Below are 15,273 nucleotides of genomic sequence, written 5' to 3'. Positions count from 1 at the left end.
CGGGCGGGGTCCGGACAGCGTGCAACTGCCCTGCCGAACACCAGGGGTGCCGGTCACCGCCGACCGGGAAGTACGGCAGGATGTGCGGACGATGCGGAACGGACTGGTACAGCTCTGCGCCTGGGCGGCGGCCACCGGGGCGGCGGTGGCGCTGTCCTGGCTCGGCGTGCACGCGGTGCTCACCGGGGCCGCGTTCGAGCAGCCCAACGCGCTGCCGCTGCCCTCCCCGAAGGCCGGGAGCACCCCGTACGGCGCGACCGCCACCCCCGGCCTGGCGCCGACGGCCGACCCCCCGAGCCCGCCGGCCGTACCCGGCCCGACCACGAGCGCCGCCGCCACCGCCGCGCACGCCCCGGCCGGCACCACGGCGGCCCCGCCGGCCAAGCGGCCCGCACCCACCGCCGGCACCACGTCCACGGTGAAGAGCTACCCGATCCCCGGCGGCCGGGTCGCCCTCGACATCCGGGCCGACAGCGCCTCGCTGGTCTCCGCCACCCCGGACCCGGGCTGGCAGATGCAGGTGTGGAACGGCGACCGCTGGATGCGGGTGGACTTCACCAAGGACAACCAGGCCAACTCGGTGTTCGTCTACTGGAACGGCCACCCGCCGGTCGTGGAGACGGCGGTCCGCTGAACCGGCCCCGAGCCCGTCACCAGCCCGCGAAGGGCTCGAACCCCGGCAGGTACGGCCCCGCGTACCCGGCCCGGTCGACCAGGGTGTGCCGGGTGCCGCCGGGCACCGCGATGGTGGCCAGCACCACCGAGCCGAACCGGTCCCGCACCTCGTACGGCTCGGCCAGCGACAGCGCGCCCCGGTCGACGGCGTAGTCGTACGCGTAGTGCACCTCCGGCACGCTCACCGCGAGGTCCAGCACCCCGTCCCCGTGCCGGGCCAGGTGCGCCGCCAGCTCCCGCCCGCGCGGGCCGCCGCCCGGCACCGGCGAGGTCAGCACGATCCGTGTCCCGGGCCCGCTGAGCACGTACGAGACCACGTCCGGATCGCCCGTCTCCGGCCCGGCGTGCGCGGTGCAGCGCAGCCCGAGCGCCGCGCGGTAGCGGCGGGCCGCCCGCTCCGCGTCGCCGACCGCGAAGACCAGCGCGTCGGCCCGGCCCATCGGCAGCGGTCCCGCGTCCTCCGCTCCCCCGGCCGGGCCCGCGGTGAGCAGGACGGATTCGGCGGCGGTGTCGGTCATGACGGCCCCCTCTGGGTGTGCGGACGGTAGGCGTACGGACCACCGGGCGCCCGGGGTGGGGCCCAGGGCACGGGATCGTGGCTGGAGGGTGGCGCCGAGCCGACCGACGCGCAACTGTTCCGTTTCCTCCTGGTCAAGGTGAGCCCCGGGGCGGGAGAATCGGCGGCGCCGCTGTACAGAATGCCCACCGGAGGACGGCCCCGCGATGCCCCCCGCCCACTCCCCCAGCTCTCCCGGCTCCCCCGGCTCGCCCGCTCCCCAGGACGCCCCTCAGGACGCCCCCCACGGCGCTTCCCCGGCCCCGGCCGGCGGCGGGAACGACGCCATCGACGCCCTGGACGGCCGGCTGATCCGCCTGCTGGCGGAGGAGTCCCGGATCGGCGTGCTGGAGTGCTCGCGCCGGCTGCAGGTCGCCCGGGGCACCGTGCAGGCCCGGCTGGACCGGCTGCAGGCCAAGGGGGTGATCAGCGGCTTCGGCCCGGAGGTGGACCCGGCCGCGATCGGCTACCCGGTGACGGCCTTCGCCACCCTGGAGATCTCCCAGGGCCAGGGCGCGGACGTGCGGGCACACCTGGCGCGGGTGCCGGAGGTGCTGGAGCTGCACACGATCACCGGGATCGGGGACATGCTGGTGCGGATCGTGGCCCGTTCCAACGCGGACCTCCAGCGGGTGATCGACCGGGTGGTGGGCTTCGACGGGATCGTCCGCTCCTCCACCGCGATCGTGCTGGAGAACCCGGTGCCCTACCGGATCCTGCCGCTGGTGGACCAGGCTGCCGCCGAGTAGGACGGTCCGGCGCCGGGCCGGGCCCGGTTGGAGACCCTGCCGGGCACCCTCGCCGAGGAGCTCTCCGCCGCCGTCCGCTTCACCTGGTACCGCCATGGCGAGGTGGAGCCGGCCGGCGCTGCCGAGGCCCCCGGCGCGCCGCTGATCGACCGGCACCGGTGGCGGACCGGCCCACGCCCACTCGCTGCCGACGGCCCGGGCCCACCGGCTGGCCGGCATCGCGGCCCGGCTGCGGACCGGGCCGGGCGACGACTTCGCCCCGGTGGCCTTCGGGCCCCGAGCCCGGGCGGCCGGCCCGCTGCGGGCGGGAGGGTCAGCAGCTGGGGACGCTGCCGCCGCTCCTCAGCGCCTCCAGCGCCGCGACCGACTCGGCGAGCGTGCCCACCGGCACCAGCCGCAGCGTCTTGGGGGTGTTCACCTTGGCGTCCGTGCACTCGTCCTTGGGGAGCAGGAAGACCGTCGCGCCGTCCCGGGCCGCCGCCTGGGTCTTCAGCGGGACGCCGCCGACCGGGCCGACGGTGCCCTTGTCGTCGATGGTGCCCGTCCCCGCGATCTTGAGCCCGCCGGTGAGGTCGCCGCCCTTGCCGTCGCCGGCGAGCTTGTCGACGATGCCCAGCGCCAGCATCTGCCCGGCGCTCGGGCCGCCCACGTCGCCCAGGTCGACCTTGACCTTCACCTGGTCCGGCGAGAGGTGGAGGTAGCCGAGCGCGGCCGCGGTGGCGCTGTCCTGCGACTCGGCCATCTGCTGGGCCGTCACCTGCTCGGCCTTGGCCGGGTTGCTCTGCGGGTACACCGTCTCGGTCGGGCGGATGGCCTCGTCGGGGTCGAACCAGGCCTTCAGCGCCCGCCCGAAGGTGGTCTTCTGCCCCGGATTGGTGGCCGAGATGGTGACCATCCGCAGCTCGCCGTCGGTGCTGCGCAGCGGCGCCCCGGTGATGGTGAGCACCGGCCGGTCCTGGTAGCTGCCGAGGGTGTCCGCGGTCAGGCCCGGCCAGGTGATCGTGTACGGCAGCGGGACGAAGGCCGCCACGCCGAACAGTGCGGCGACCAGCACCCCGCAGAGCGCGAGCGAGCGGGTCCGCGGGGACGAGAGGGCCTTGGGCAGCTTGGTGTCGGACACAAGGGGAATCCAAACACACCGGACGCCGTGATTCGCCCGCGCGCGACGCCCGGGTCCTACCTCAGGGCGTCGGCCACCTCGGTGGCCGCCTCCACCACCCGCGGGCCGACCCGCTCGGGCACCAGCCCGTTGAGCATCACCACGCCGACGCTGCCTTCGATGCCGCTCAGTCCGAGCAGCGCGGCGGCGGCTCCACTGGCTCCGGACTGCTCCTCCGCACGGGTGATGACGAACCCCTGCTCGGGCCGGCGCTGGCTGGGGAAGGTGCGGGCCTCCAGGATCGCCCGGCCGGCCGCGCTCTCGGTGAGCGGGTGGCGCAGGCCGGTGCGGTAGGCGACGTGGAAGTCGGTCCAGCTGGGCTCGACCACGGCGACGGCCAGCGCCTCGCTGCCGTCCACCAGGGTCAGGTGGGCGGTGGCGCCGAGGTCCTCGGCGAGGCTGCGCAGGGCGGGCAGCGCGGCCTCCCGCAGCAGCGGGTGCACCCGGTGGGCGAGCCGCAGCACGCCCAGGCCGACCCTGGCCCGGCCGCCGATGTCGCGTCGGACCAGGCCGTGCTGTTCCAGGGTGGCGAGCAGCCGGTAGACCACGGTGCGGTTGACGGCCAGCCGGGCGGCCAGCTCGGTGACGGTGAGCCCGCGCTCGGAGTCGGCGAGGAGTTTGAGGACGCGGACGCCGCGGTCCAACGTCTGGGAGGTCTCGGCAGTCACGACGGGCGGTCCTTTCCGCGGCGCTCGCGGGGCGGGCGGCGCCGGGCCCAAAGGTCGGCGTCGCGCGCAGGTGGGGGTGGCCGCGCTCGGGCCGCGCGGTGTCGTCCCTGACGACCGCACGGTCCTGCGGAGCCCGTCCCTCGGGGGTTGCCCGGCGGAAGAGCGTGGGGGAAAGGTAGTGAAGGAAATGTCGCGGCGGAAGTGGTTGTCCAAAATTCGGTCGTGATCGGCAGCGGCGCCGCCGGGAATTCCGGACGAAACCCACCAAACCACCGGCCCGGGCTCGGGCGTCGGTTCGACCCTGGTCCGAAGTCCGGACACCCCGGAGGGGCGGGGTCCGGGCCGGTCCGGCCCGGATCCGCCCGCCGGACCGTTACTTCGCCCACTCCCGGATCTTGGCGATCCGCGCCTTCAGCTGGTTGGCGGTGGCCTGTGCGGTCAGCGGGCCGCCGCACTGGCGGCGCAGCTCGTTGTGGACGGTGCCGTGCGGCTGGTTGGTGCGGTGGTGCCAGGCGGCGACCAGCGCGTTCAGTTCCTTGCGCAGCTCGCGCAGCTCCTGGTGGGTGACCACCGGCCGCTGCTCGGCCGGCAGCTCCAGCAGGTCGGCCTCCTCGGCGGGCTTGGTCTTGCTGCGCTGGATCTGCCGGTGCTGGCGCTTCTGCAGCAGCATCTGCACCTGGTCCGGCTCCAGCAGGCCCGGGATGCCGAGGTAGTCCTCCTCCTCCTCGCTTCCCGGGTGGGCCTGCATGCCGAACTCCATGGCGTTGTACAGCACCCGGTCGAAGACCGCCTCGGAGCCCAGCGCCTCGTAGGAGAACTCCTCGCCGCCGGCGCCGTCCGGCCCGTCGTTGGCCCGCTCGGCCTCGGCGAGCAGCCGGTCCTCCTCGTCGAAGAGGCCGTCGCCCTCCTTCTTCGGCCGGTCCAGCACGTGGTCGCGCTGGAGTTCCATCTCGTTGGCGAAGCTCAGCAGCATCGGGATGGTCGGCAGGAACACCGAGGCGGTCTCGCCGCGCTTGCGGGCGCGGACGAAGCGGCCGACGGCCTGGGCGAAGAACAGCGGGGTGGAGATCGAGGTGGCGTACACCCCGACGGACAGCCGGGGCACGTCGACGCCCTCGGACACCATCCGGACCGCGACCATCCAGCGCGAGGTGCCCTCCGAGAAGTCGGAGATCCGCTTCGAGGCCTCGGCCTCGTCGGAGAGCACCAGGGTGACCTTCTCGCCGCTGATCTCGCGCAGCATCTTGGCGTAGGCGCGGGCCACGTTCTGGTCGGTGGCGATCACCAGTCCGCCGGCGTCCGGGATGGCCTTGCGGACCTCGGTCAGCCGCCGGTCGGCGGCTTGGAGGACGGAGGGGATCCACTCGCCCTGCGGGGAGAGCGCGGTGCGCCAGGCCTGGGCGATCAGGTCCTTGGTCATCGGCTCGCCGAGCCGGGCCTCCAGCTCGTCGCCGGACTTGGTGCGCCAGCGCATGTTGCCGCTGTAGCTGAGGAAGATCACCGGGCGGACGACGTGGTCGGCGAGCGCATGCCCGTAGCCGTAGGTGTAGTCGGCGATGGACTTGCGGATGCCGTCGCTGCCCGCGTCGTAGGCGACGAACGGGATCGGGTTGGTGTCCGAGCGGAACGGCGTCCCGGTCAGCGCGAGCCGGCGGGTGGCCGGCTCGAAGGCCTCGAAGCAGGCCTCGCCCCAGGACTTGGAGTCACCGGCGTGGTGGATCTCGTCCATGATCACGAGGGTCTTGCGGGCCTCGGTCCGGTTCCGGTGCAGCATCGGGTTGACCCCGACTCCCGCGTAGGTGACCACGATGCCGTGGTAGTCCCGGGACAGCGGACCGGAGGAGTACGCCGGGTCCAGCCGGATGCCTATCCGCGCGGCGGCCTCGGCCCACTGCTTCTTCAGGTGCTCGGTCGGTGCGACGACCGTCACCTGCTGCACCAGGTGGTTGTGCAGCAGGTACGAGGCCAGGGTGAGGGCGAAGGTGGTCTTTCCCGCGCCCGGGGTGGCGACCGCGAGGAAGTCGCGCGGCTGGGTCTCGATGTACTTGTCCAGCGCACCCTGCTGCCAGGCCCGCAGCTTGCCCGCGGTGCCCCAGGGGGCACGGCCGGGGAAGGCCGGGGAGAGGTGGTGCGAGGCGGCTGGGGCGGCATGGCCGGCGGCCCGGACGGGCTCCTGCGGCTCCGGTACGTCGGAGAACAGCGGCATCGAGGAGGCGGCGGCAGTACTCACGGTCTCCGAGGGGGATCATCGCAGGTCAGAGGCGGTTTTGCGGCCCCGTCCCGCGGTCGGGCGGCGATCGGACAACCCGCCCAGCCTACCGGCCCGAGGCCGTTCGGGCCTCCAGGCCGAGCTCCGCGCCGGGCCCGGACGGCCGGAAATCGATGTGATGCAGGTCACGTCGGATCATCCGTGAAACCGGGTAATCCCCAGCACCCCCGGCACTCTCACCAGGGTGAGGCCGCCCCAACCCCACCTGCCGTCGGGCGGCCGCCGAACGAAGGGACCCACCCTTGAGCTCCGTCGTCGAAGAGACCGTCCAGGCCCGCCTGATCCTCTCCCCGCAACGCTCCGCCCGGCTGCGCGTGGTGCTGTCCTACCTGCCGGAGGACCCGTTCGCGGTCCGGATGGCCTTCCCCGCCGAGTTCTCGCTGGACGACGTCGCGGACGGCCAGGACGCCGAGGACATCGTCTGGGTGTTCGCCCGCCAGCTGCTCTCCGCCGGCCTGGAGCTGCCGGCCGGGCCCGGCGACGTGCACGTCCGGCCCGCGCCCGGCCGGCGCACCATGGTCGAGCTGCGGGCCCCGGAGGGCACCGCGCTGCTCCGGTTCGACACCACCGACCTGCGGCGCTTCCTGTGGCGCAGCCGGCTGCTCGTCCCGGAGGGCGAGGAGCACCTGCACCTGGACGCCGACCGCGCGCTCGCCCAGCTGCTCGGCTGACCACGCCGACCACGCCGACCACGCCGACGACCCTGACGGCACCCACGGCACCCACGGCACTGCCGACACCGACGACGCGGACGGCGTCCGGGAGCGCCCCCGCGCTTCCGGCCGTCAGCGCCGCCCGGGCCCCGGACGGATCAGCCGGACAGCTTGCGCATCAGCCGGACGCCCTGCGCCGCCGTGAGGTGCGGCAGGTACGCCTTGCCGATCGCCCTGGTGATGCCGGGCAGCGCGGCCGGGTCGGGGTAGGCCATGTACATCGGCCGGTACTCCGGCTGGAACTTCGCCTTGAACGCCAGCAGCGAGCGGAAGCCGTACACCGGCTCCAGCACCTTGCCCATCCAGTCCAGCATCCGCTGCAGTCCGGCGGGCTCCTCGTCCTGCCGGGCGCGGGCCAACGGCGCCCCCGACAGGGACAGGAACCGGGCGCCCTCGCCCTTGAAGCCGAGCGCGGCCGAGGCGATCAGGAACTCGTTCACGCCGCGGAAGCCGTCCGAGCGCCGCCGCATGAAGTCCAGCGTCCAGCCGACCGGCTCGCCGTTCTCGTACACCGGCATCCAACTGGTCAGCCCGTGCACCACCCGGTCCTGGTCCACCGCGACCAGCACCCGCACGTCCGGGTCGTCCAGCTCCTCCAGCCCGCCGAGGGTGAAGCCCATCTCGGGCAGGCCCTTCTCGGAGACCCACTCCTCGGAGATCGCCCGGATCTGCTCGCGCAGCGCGAGCGGCGCCTCGTGGTAGGCCCACCACTCGGCGGTGATGCCCTGCTTGCCGGCCTTGTTCAGGGCGGTGCGGATGTCCTGCCACTTGCGGCCGGTGAAGGCCAGCTCGGGCAGCGGCACCACGGTGTCCTCGGCGACCTGCACCGAGCGCCAGCCCAGCTGGACGGCGGCCGCCCGGGTGTCGGCGCAGACGCTGTAGAAGCACGGCGTCCAGCCCCGGGCGTCGCAGTAGCGGGCGAAGCCGGCCACCGCCCGGGCCCGGTCCTCCGGGGCGCCGAACGGGTCCCCGGTGGTCAGCGCGACGGTGCCGACCACCCGGTAGGCGACGGCCGCGCGGCCCCCCTCGTCGAACCAGTAGTGGTTGCCGTCCCAGGTGGTGATGAAGGACAGCGTCCCGCCGCCGTGCTCGGCGAGCAGCGCCCGGGCCCGGGCGACGGCGGCCGGGTCGGTGCGCAGCACCGGCCGCCGGAACGCCGTCAGCAGCGCGACCAGCGCGACCAGCCAGAACGCCAGCCCGCAGTACGTCTCCAGGAACAGCGCCACCGGGCCGACCGCTATCGGGTAGTCCGGCAGCAGGTCGTTGTACGCGGGCGGCAGGAACTGGGCCGGCAGCCCGTGCACCAGCCCGCGCAGGCCCGCGCCCGGCTCGAACTGCCCGGCTACCACCCGCCCCAGGCCCACGTACGCCGCCGAGGCCACCAGCGCGGCCCCGCCGACCACCACGGCCAGCCGGCGCACCGCCCGGCCGGCCAGCCGCAGCCGGAACCGCTGCCGGGTGGCCAGCAGCAGGGCGGTGGTCAGCAGCGGCAGCAGCATCGCCTCGACGAAGTACTGCACGACGTCCCCGCTGACCGGCCCGGCCTCGAAGTACAGCCAGGCCAGCAGCACCGCCCAGAGCAGCTCGGTGGCGACGCTGATCCGCCAGGCGAACCGCAGGCCGCGGCGCAGCCCCTCGGCGAGCACCAGCAGCAGCGCCGGGAACAGCGCGGCCATCAGCCGGCCGGGGGTGTCGAATATCCGCTCGACGGCGTGCGCCCGGGCGCAGTCGTGCGCCGAGACGGCACAGAACTCGGCCACCTCGTCCGGGCTGAGCCGGTGCGAGAAGTACAGCTCGGAGAAGGTGTTGAACGGCCCGCTGGCGTTGTCGTACAGCGAGGCGATCAGCGGCCCGCAGGCGGCGGCGACCAGGCAGAGCGCGACCAGCACCCGGGTCTCGGTGTGCGAGGAGCGGTGGCTGCGCAGGTACGGGCGGCCGCGGCTGAGCAGCGCGCCCAGGCCGAGGCCGAACAGCGCGGCGGCGCACCGCTGGACGCTCTGCAGGTGGCCGACGTACAGCGTCATGACCAGCGGGACGAGCAGCACCAGCAGGTGCAGCCGACGGCGCCAGAGCACGGTGAGCCGGTAGCCGAGCACCCCGGCCAGGGCGAACAGCCCGACGGCGGGCCCGACCGCGGTCTGGTCGGCCACCGAGGCGGTCCACTGCTCCCCGGCCGAGGAGCCGACCGCCACCAGCGCGGTGCCCAGCAGGGTGCCGGCCACCTGCCCGCCGGCCAGCACCGCGAGGGTGCGCAGCCGGCCGAGCCGGCGCTCGGCGCCGGGGCCGACCAGGAGCAGCAGCAGGCTGGCGAAGACGTACGAGCCGATGCCCGAGCACCAGAACAGCGAGGTGACCGGCGTCCACCAGCGGCCCTCGCCGAGCGTGCTCAGGCCGACGCCGGTGCGGGCGAGCAGCCGGGCCGACGGCCCGCCGGACAGGCTCCCGGTGGCCGCGCCGAGCACCCAGAGCCCGGCCAGCAGCGCCAGGGTCAGCGGCGCCGAGCGCAGCCGGTCGCGGAGCGCCCGGGCGGCCCGGCGGAACCGCTGCGGGCCCGGTTCCGGCGTCCGGGTGACCGGGCCGAGGTCGGTGCCCCGGTCGGGCCCGCGGCCGGTGCTCCGGTCCTGTGTCCGCGCGCGCTCGGTGACGGGCGCGAGCCCGGCCCCGATCACCTGGTCAGCCCGGTCTGCTGGGCCAGCCACGGGATCTGCCGGACGATACCGGGGCGGAACACGACCCAGCCGTGACTGCCCGGCATGAGCTCGAACCTGGCCTTCATCCCCGCCTCCTGCACAGCCTGGTAGACCTTCTCCATCTGCGGCCGGAACTCCTCGTCGGTCTCGCCGACCACCAGGGCGACGCTGGTGTCCGGGAATTTCCTGCGGGCCATCACATGGAGCGGATCGACCGCGTCGAATTCGTTCTCGTCACCGCCGAAGGCGGCCTTGACGGTCTCGTCCCGGGTGCCCAGGGTCGGTTCCGTCTGCCCTGACATGTCGAGGACGGTGCCGTACACGTCGGGCGCGTTGACTCCCAGCTGGAGCGCGCAGGTGCCACCCATCGAGGCGCCTCCGATCGCCCAGGCCTTGCGGCCGGTGGCGGTCTGCAGGTTCTGCTGGATCCAGTTCGGGACGTCCACGGCCAGGTAGGTCTGCACCTTGGCGATCTTCGAGTCCAGGCAGAGCGTGTTGGCCCAGGTGGAACCGAGCTGGTCGGGCATCACCACGATCGGCGCGAGACCGCCGTGCTCGGCCGCGAACGCGTCCAGCGCCTCGTTGATCTGCCCGGAGAGCACCCAGTCCCCCGGGATCCCCGGCTGACCGCTGATCATGACGACCACCGGCAGCAGCGGCCGCGGGGTGGCCTGGTAGGCGGGCGGGAGGTAGACGTACGCGTCGCGGGCCTTGAAGCCCGACTTGGCGCCCGGGATCGGCACCACCGAGACGGAGCCCTTCTCCGGCAGGTTCGCCGGCGGGTGCCAGACCTCGTCGAGCGCCTTGTCCGGCGGGGCTGCCACGGTCTGGCCGACCTTGTCGGCGATCAGCGAATCGGTCCTGGTCAGCCAGGGTGCGAGCATCACCCGGCCGTTCGGGAACTGGCCGAACCCGATGTTGACCTGGGAGGCCGCCATCAGGAGCACCAGCAGGCTCAGGCCGAACGTGAGCGACCGACGCTGCCAGCGCAGCCGGCGCATCCGGTAGCCCGCCAGGCAGAAGCCCAGCAGGGCGACGGCTATCCACCTGGTGACGTACCGGGGGGTGCCCTCGGGGAAGGGGTGCCACCAGCCGTCCACCAGGACGTCGAGCAGCAGGCTGAGCGCAGCCGCGGTGGCCAGTGCGGCGGGCAGGCGGAACCGCCACCAGTCCCGGCCGCGGCGGACGGCGAGCACGGCCAGCGCGGCCCAGCCGGCGGCGAGCACGGCGTACGGGATCGGGCCGTGGGTGAGCGGCCAGTCGATCGGGTTCCAGCGGGTGGCGAGAGTGAGCGTGGTCATGCGGCTTTGCCCGGTGGTGTGGTGTCGGCCAGGAATCCGTAGGCGACGACGTTGCCCTCGTAGCCGTGTTCCTCGCTGTACGCGCCGCCGCAGGTGATCACCCTTAGCTGTGCGTCGGCGGCCTGGCGGTAGACCCGGTCGTCCGGGAAGTCCTTTCGGTCGTGCACTTCGATGGCGTACAGCTGGTAGACGGCGGTGGCGCCGTCGGCGCGGGCGATCTCGATCCGGTCGCCCCGGCGGAGCGCTCCCAGATGGTAGAAGACGGCCGGTCCGGACTTGTTGTCGACGTGCCCCGCCAGGATGGCGGTGCCGCGCTGGCCGGGGCTGGCGCCGCCGCGGTACCAGCCCGCGAGGTTGCGGTCGGCCGCGGGCGGGGCCTGGAGGTGACCGTCGGGGTCCAGGCCCAGCTCGGTGACCGGGGCGTCCAGGCGGACGGCCGGGATGCGGATCCTGGTCGGGGCGGACGGGCCGAGCGGGGGGACGACGGAGACCGGGGCGAAGCCGGACAGCGCCTGGCCGCTCGGCGCGGGCGGCAGCACGAGCGAGCCGCCGTCGTGCAGCAGCCAGGCGCCGAGCACCAGCGCCGTACCGGCCGCGAGGGTGCCCGGCCAGGGGCTCCTGCTCTGCTGGACGGCCACGGGTGCTCCCTTCTGCCGGCCCGGATCCCATTCCTGAGAGTTTCCTGAGAACTCATTCAATCGGATCGGACCCTATGGCACGTCCCCACGACGGTCGTATCCGCACCCGCCGATCGGCAGGGATGACGGCCCTGGTCCTGCGCCGAGTGCCCGCGGAGCCACGGAACGTGACTCCCCCGTCCCGCGTACCGGCGCGGCCCTACCACCCTTCGAACAGCATCGACGTTCCGGCCCGCCGGTTCGGTTGCGTCAATCGGGCGATCGATCCCGACCGTCCGCTGCGCCTCTCCGACCGTTCCGGACCACATGCCATGCTGACCCGGTCACGGGCCCCATCCCCCTCCGGTCGATCCGGACTTCCGCACGCCGCGCGCACCCGGCACCCGAGCCGGCCGCCCGCCGAACGCCTCACGAACGGAGTGACCATGGACGCGCTCTCCCGCCGAACCCTGCTGGCCGCCGGAGCGGCCACCGCCGCCACCCTGGCGGCCGGCTGCGGCACCGACCGGGCCGGCGGCGGGGAGCACGCGGCCGGCGCGGACCTGCCCGCCCCGGCCCCCGGCGGGCAGAGCGCCACCCCGGCCCCGGTCCCGCAGAAGCCCCAGGTCGTGCTGATCGGCGACGGCTCCACCTCGGACACCGGCGCCCAGCCCCGCCAGCCCGTCCCCGAGCAGCTCCAGCCCGGCCAGCGGCCCCCGCAGTTCGTGGTCTTCTCCTGGGACGGCGCCGGCGAGCTCGACAACGGCCTGTTCGCCCGCTTCCGCCGGCTGGCCCAGGAGCACAACGCCTCGATGACCTTCTTCCTCAGCGGCCTCTACCTGCTGCCGGAGTCCAAGAAGGACCTGTACCGCCCCCCGCAGCACAAGGTCGGCGCCTCCGAGATCGGCTACCTGAGCGACCAGCACATCCACGACACCCTGGAGAACGTGCACGCCGCCTGGCTGGAGGGCCACGAGATCGGCACCCACTTCAACGGCCACTTCTGCGGCTCCACCGGCGTCGGCAAGTGGTCCCCGGAGGAGTGGGACAGCGAGATCCAGCAGGCGATGGACTTCGTGACGAACTGGCGCACCAACACCGGCTTCACCGACCTGCCCGCCCTGCCCTTCGACTACCGCAAGGAGCTGATCGGCAGCCGCACCCCGTGCCTGGAGGGCCAGCGCAACCTGCTGCCCACCGCCGTCAAGCGCGGCTGGCGCTACGACAGCAGCGGCAACGGCACCCAGGTGTGGCCGCAGAAGATCCAGGGCGGCGCACTGTGGGACCTCCCGCTGCAGTCCATCCCCTTCCCCGGGCACACCTTCCAGGTGCTGTCGATGGACTACAACATCATGTTCAACCAGTGCGGCCCCAACACCAAGGCCGATCCGGCGCTCTACCCGGGCTTCCAGGCCCAGGCCCGGGACTCCTACCTGATGGGCTTCGACCGCACCTACAACAGCAACCGGGCGCCGTACGTCATCGGCAACCACTTCGAGGAGTGGAACGGCGGCATCTACATGAACGCCGTCGAGGACGTGCTCAAGTCGATCGCGGGCAAGCCGGAGGTCCGGCTGGTCTCCTTCCGCCAGCTGGTGGACTGGCTGGACGCCCAGGATCCGGCCGTGCTGCGCAAGCTGCAGGGCCTCGGCCCGGGCCAGTCCCCGGCCGGCGGCTGGGAGAGCTTCCTCGGCACCCCGGCGGCGCCGCCGGCCCCCTCCCCCACCGCCACGGCCGCCGCCGGCTGACCTCAGCCCCTGGTACGGACCCGGCCGGACAGCAGCGCCCCCAGCGCCGCCACCGCGGCCATCACCAGCAGGATCACCGCGAAGGCGCCGGGCGAGCCGTCAGCCCCGGCGACCTCGTGGGCGGCGGCCAGTGAGCCGCCGCCCAGCGCCGCGAACAGCACCCCCGCCAGACCGGTCAGCAGCACGTTGCCCAGCGCGTCGCTCATCTGCAGCGCGGCCGAGTTGGCCCCGGCGTCCTCCGGCGCGGAGAGCTTCATCATCAGCACGCTGACGCTCGCGACCGTCAGCCCCATCCCGATGCCGCCGACGCCCCAGGCCACCGACGCCGCCCAGGCCGGCACCGCCGGGACCAGCACCAGCGCGACGCCCGCGATCGCCACCGCGGTCAGCACGAAGCCGCCCCGGATCATCGCCTCGCGGTAGCGCTCGGCCCCGGGCCGCCCCTGCAGCCAGGAGCCCAGCGCCCAGGTGAGCCCGCCGCTGGTCAGGGTGAGCCCGGACAGGGTCGGCGAGAGGTCCCGCTGGGTGGTCATCATCAGCGGGACGAAGGCCTCGGCGCCGAGGAACGCACCGGCCGCCAGGCCGCGCAGCAGGATCACCGTCGGCAGCCCGCGCCCGGCCCGCAGGGTCCGCTTCGGCAGCAGCCCCAGCACAGCCGGCACCAGCAGCGCCGCCCCGGCGATACCGGGGAGCAGCCCGACCAGGTCGCGCCGCTGGCCCGCGTACTGCAGCAGGCCGGCGCCGACCGCCGCCATGGCGGCCAGCAGGGTGCGGCGGCGGTCGAACCCGGCGCCCTTGAGCACCGGGTGGTCCCGCTCGGAGCGGGCCAGCGCCGGGCCCATCACCACCAGCGGCAGCAGGATCAGCACCGGCACCGCGAGGAAGACCCAGCGCCAGCCGAGGTGCTGGGTGACCGCCCCGGACACCAGCGGTCCGACGATGGAAGGCAGCACCCAGGCCGAGGAGAAGGCGGCGAACACCGCCGGCCGCAGCCGCTCCGGGTAGGCCCGGCCGACCACCACGTACAGCGCGACGATCACCAGCCCGCCGCCCAGCCCCTGGACGGCCCGCCCGGCCACGAACACCCACATGCCGGGCGCCGTCCCGGCCAGCACCAGGCCCACACCGAACACCGCGATGCCGGTGAACAGCGGCCGCAGCGGGCCGCGCCGGTCGCACCACTGGCCGGAGACGACCAGGGCGAACAGCGTGGTGGTGAAGTAGCCGGAGAAGGCGAAGGCGTACAGCCCGAGGCCGTTCAGCTGCCGGGCCGCGGTCGGCATCGCGGTGTTGACGGCGGTCGCCTCGAAGGCGATCACCAGGACCACCGACACGATCCCGAGCGTCAGAGCGCGGTAGCGGCCGCTCATGACTCCGCCGCCGGGGTCGGTTCCGGAGGGTATCGAGGGGGAGTCGACCGAGGTGGGGGAGGCAGTGGTCATACGTGACATCGTAAGAGCCGTCCGCCTCCGTGACTCCTGACCGCGGTCCCTGACCGGGTCAGTCGCCGGCCCTGGGCCCACGGCTTCAGTGCAGCACCTTGAGCCCCACCACGCCGGAGACGATCAGCAGCAGGCAGCCGATCCGGGCCATGGTCGCCGCGTCCCCCAGGACGGCCATGCCGTAGAGCGCGGTGCCGACCGCGCCGATGCCGACCCAGACCGCGTAGCCGGTGCCGATCGGGATGGTGCGCATCGCGTACGCCAGTCCGCCCATGCTGAACAGCAGCGCGACGCCGAAGACGAGGCTGGGAACGAGGCGGGAGAAACCCTTGGACGATTCCAGGGCCACCGCCCAGACGGTCTCCAGGAGACCCGAGACGATCAGAACGAGCCAAGCCATGACGGCCGTACCTCCGCAGTCCACAGCGGCCGGATTGCCGCTGAACTGCGTCGTCTTGTCGTCACCGGGTACGACGCTCTCGTCCGGGGTGGCGGGAATACAGCCACCGACTCCGACGGTAGCACACATTGCCACACAGAATTTACAGAAGTTCGTTGACCTCATTCCGGGGATCGGCCATCCTGAATTCACTGGCCGTGTGCCCGAGTGGTTCAGGGAACCGTCTGCAAAGCGGTGTACGCGGGTTCAATTCCCGCCACGGCCTCGGAAACGGGAATTGCCGGTC

General features: G+C 73.6%; 13 protein-coding genes, 1 tRNA gene and 1 riboswitch. Of the genes, 5 read left to right on the top strand and 9 right to left on the bottom strand.

Annotated elements, in window-relative coordinates; translation table 11 throughout:
- The first annotated feature begins 91 nt into the window (after positions 1-91).
- On the top strand, positions 92-634 hold the full coding sequence (locus ACZ3YL_RS15340) for a hypothetical protein (protein ID WP_465657666.1): 543 nt from the start codon (positions 92-94) through the stop codon (positions 632-634).
- A gap of 16 nt (positions 635-650) precedes the next feature.
- Here ACZ3YL_RS15340 and ACZ3YL_RS15335 read toward each other — a convergent pair whose 3' ends face one another.
- The gene (locus ACZ3YL_RS15335; RefSeq protein WP_465657664.1) at positions 651-1,193 is read right to left on the bottom strand and encodes a VOC family protein; all 543 of its coding nucleotides are present in this window, start codon (positions 1,191-1,193) and stop codon (positions 651-653) included.
- A gap of 205 nt (positions 1,194-1,398) precedes the next feature.
- On the opposite strand from ACZ3YL_RS15335, the gene ACZ3YL_RS15330 reads away from it, so the two are divergent.
- Positions 1,399-1,980: an Lrp/AsnC family transcriptional regulator gene (locus ACZ3YL_RS15330; RefSeq protein WP_465657662.1), complete on the top strand. Its 582-nt coding sequence runs from the start codon at positions 1,399-1,401 to the stop codon at positions 1,978-1,980.
- A gap of 313 nt (positions 1,981-2,293) precedes the next feature.
- Here ACZ3YL_RS15330 and ACZ3YL_RS15325 read toward each other — a convergent pair whose 3' ends face one another.
- From ACZ3YL_RS15325 to ACZ3YL_RS15315, 3 genes are all read right to left on the bottom strand, one after another.
- Positions 2,294-3,100 carry a S16 family serine protease gene (locus ACZ3YL_RS15325; protein ID WP_465657660.1) on the bottom strand — a complete coding sequence of 269 codons (807 nt, stop codon included), beginning with the start codon at positions 3,098-3,100 and terminating at the stop codon, positions 2,294-2,296.
- A 56-nt stretch (positions 3,101-3,156) separates the two neighbouring features.
- On the bottom strand, positions 3,157-3,807 hold the full coding sequence (locus tag ACZ3YL_RS15320) for an IclR family transcriptional regulator (RefSeq protein ID WP_188305665.1): 651 nt from the start codon (positions 3,805-3,807) through the stop codon (positions 3,157-3,159).
- Positions 3,808-4,180: 373 nt separating this feature from the next.
- Positions 4,181-6,013: a DEAD/DEAH box helicase gene (locus tag ACZ3YL_RS15315; protein ID WP_223242466.1), complete on the bottom strand. Its 1,833-nt coding sequence runs from the start codon at positions 6,011-6,013 to the stop codon at positions 4,181-4,183.
- Positions 6,014-6,318: 305 nt separating this feature from the next.
- On the opposite strand from ACZ3YL_RS15315, the gene ACZ3YL_RS15310 reads away from it, so the two are divergent.
- Positions 6,319-6,747: an SsgA family sporulation/cell division regulator gene (locus tag ACZ3YL_RS15310; RefSeq protein WP_188305664.1), complete on the top strand. Its 429-nt coding sequence runs from the start codon at positions 6,319-6,321 to the stop codon at positions 6,745-6,747.
- Between the two features lie 140 nt (positions 6,748-6,887).
- Here the strand turns inward: ACZ3YL_RS15310 and ACZ3YL_RS15305 are convergent, their stop codons facing one another.
- From ACZ3YL_RS15305 to ACZ3YL_RS15295, 3 genes are read right to left on the bottom strand one after another with little or no spacing between them, the layout of a single operon-like run.
- The gene (locus ACZ3YL_RS15305; protein ID WP_188305663.1) at positions 6,888-9,488 is read right to left on the bottom strand and encodes a rhomboid family intramembrane serine protease; all 2,601 of its coding nucleotides are present in this window, start codon (positions 9,486-9,488) and stop codon (positions 6,888-6,890) included.
- Positions 9,455-10,780: an alpha/beta hydrolase gene (locus tag ACZ3YL_RS15300; protein ID WP_188305662.1), complete on the bottom strand. Its 1,326-nt coding sequence runs from the start codon at positions 10,778-10,780 to the stop codon at positions 9,455-9,457. Before ACZ3YL_RS15300 ends, ACZ3YL_RS15305 begins: the two co-directional genes overlap by 34 nt.
- Positions 10,777-11,418 (bottom strand): class F sortase, encoded by a 642-nt coding sequence (locus tag ACZ3YL_RS15295; RefSeq protein ID WP_465657656.1) that lies wholly within the window; start codon positions 11,416-11,418, stop codon positions 10,777-10,779. The genes ACZ3YL_RS15300 and ACZ3YL_RS15295 overlap by 4 nt, the downstream gene beginning before the upstream one ends.
- A 425-nt stretch (positions 11,419-11,843) precedes the next feature.
- Here ACZ3YL_RS15295 and ACZ3YL_RS15290 point away from each other — a divergent pair, with 425 nt between their 5' ends.
- On the top strand, positions 11,844-13,145 hold the full coding sequence (locus ACZ3YL_RS15290) for a polysaccharide deacetylase family protein (protein WP_465657654.1): 1,302 nt from the start codon (positions 11,844-11,846) through the stop codon (positions 13,143-13,145).
- Between the two features lie 2 nt (positions 13,146-13,147).
- Here the strand turns inward: ACZ3YL_RS15290 and ACZ3YL_RS15285 are convergent, their stop codons facing one another.
- Both ACZ3YL_RS15285 and ACZ3YL_RS15280 read right to left on the bottom strand, forming a co-directional pair.
- Positions 13,148-14,587 carry an MFS transporter gene (locus tag ACZ3YL_RS15285; protein WP_188304153.1) on the bottom strand — a complete coding sequence of 480 codons (1,440 nt, stop codon included), beginning with the start codon at positions 14,585-14,587 and terminating at the stop codon, positions 13,148-13,150.
- Positions 14,588-14,672: 85 nt separating this feature from the next.
- Positions 14,673-14,987, bottom strand: a complete 315-nt coding sequence (locus tag ACZ3YL_RS15280; RefSeq protein WP_188304152.1) for a DMT family transporter — start codon at positions 14,985-14,987, stop codon at positions 14,673-14,675.
- Between the two features lie 44 nt (positions 14,988-15,031).
- Positions 15,032-15,097, bottom strand: a riboswitch (guanidine-III (ykkC-III) riboswitch).
- A gap of 83 nt (positions 15,098-15,180) precedes the next feature.
- On the opposite strand from ACZ3YL_RS15280, the gene ACZ3YL_RS15275 reads away from it, so the two are divergent.
- Positions 15,181-15,252 (top strand) — tRNA-Cys (locus tag ACZ3YL_RS15275).
- The last annotated feature ends 21 nt before the right edge of the window (positions 15,253-15,273 follow it).

The organism is Kitasatospora sp. NPDC023176 (genome assembly GCF_055560495.1).
This window is presented reverse-complemented; position numbering and strand designations above follow the sequence as displayed.

Bases quoted from the DNA above. Each gene is read 5' to 3' on its own strand.
- ACZ3YL_RS15340 (WP_465657666.1), top strand. From the start codon at position 92: ATGCGGAACGGACTGGTACAGCTCTGCGCCTGGGCGGCGGCCACCGGG.
- ACZ3YL_RS15300 (WP_188305662.1), bottom strand. From the start codon at position 10,780: ATGACCACGCTCACTCTCGCCACCCGCTGGAACCCGATCGACTGGCCG.
- ACZ3YL_RS15315 (WP_223242466.1), bottom strand. From the start codon at position 6,013: ATGCCGCTGTTCTCCGACGTACCGGAGCCGCAGGAGCCCGTCCGGGCC.
- ACZ3YL_RS15335 (WP_465657664.1), bottom strand. From the start codon at position 1,193: ATGACCGACACCGCCGCCGAATCCGTCCTGCTCACCGCGGGCCCGGCC.
- ACZ3YL_RS15280 (WP_188304152.1), bottom strand. From the start codon at position 14,987: ATGGCTTGGCTCGTTCTGATCGTCTCGGGTCTCCTGGAGACCGTCTGG.
- ACZ3YL_RS15285 (WP_188304153.1), bottom strand. From the start codon at position 14,587: ATGACCACTGCCTCCCCCACCTCGGTCGACTCCCCCTCGATACCCTCC.
- ACZ3YL_RS15290 (WP_465657654.1), top strand. From the start codon at position 11,844: ATGGACGCGCTCTCCCGCCGAACCCTGCTGGCCGCCGGAGCGGCCACC.
- ACZ3YL_RS15330 (WP_465657662.1), top strand. From the start codon at position 1,399: ATGCCCCCCGCCCACTCCCCCAGCTCTCCCGGCTCCCCCGGCTCGCCC.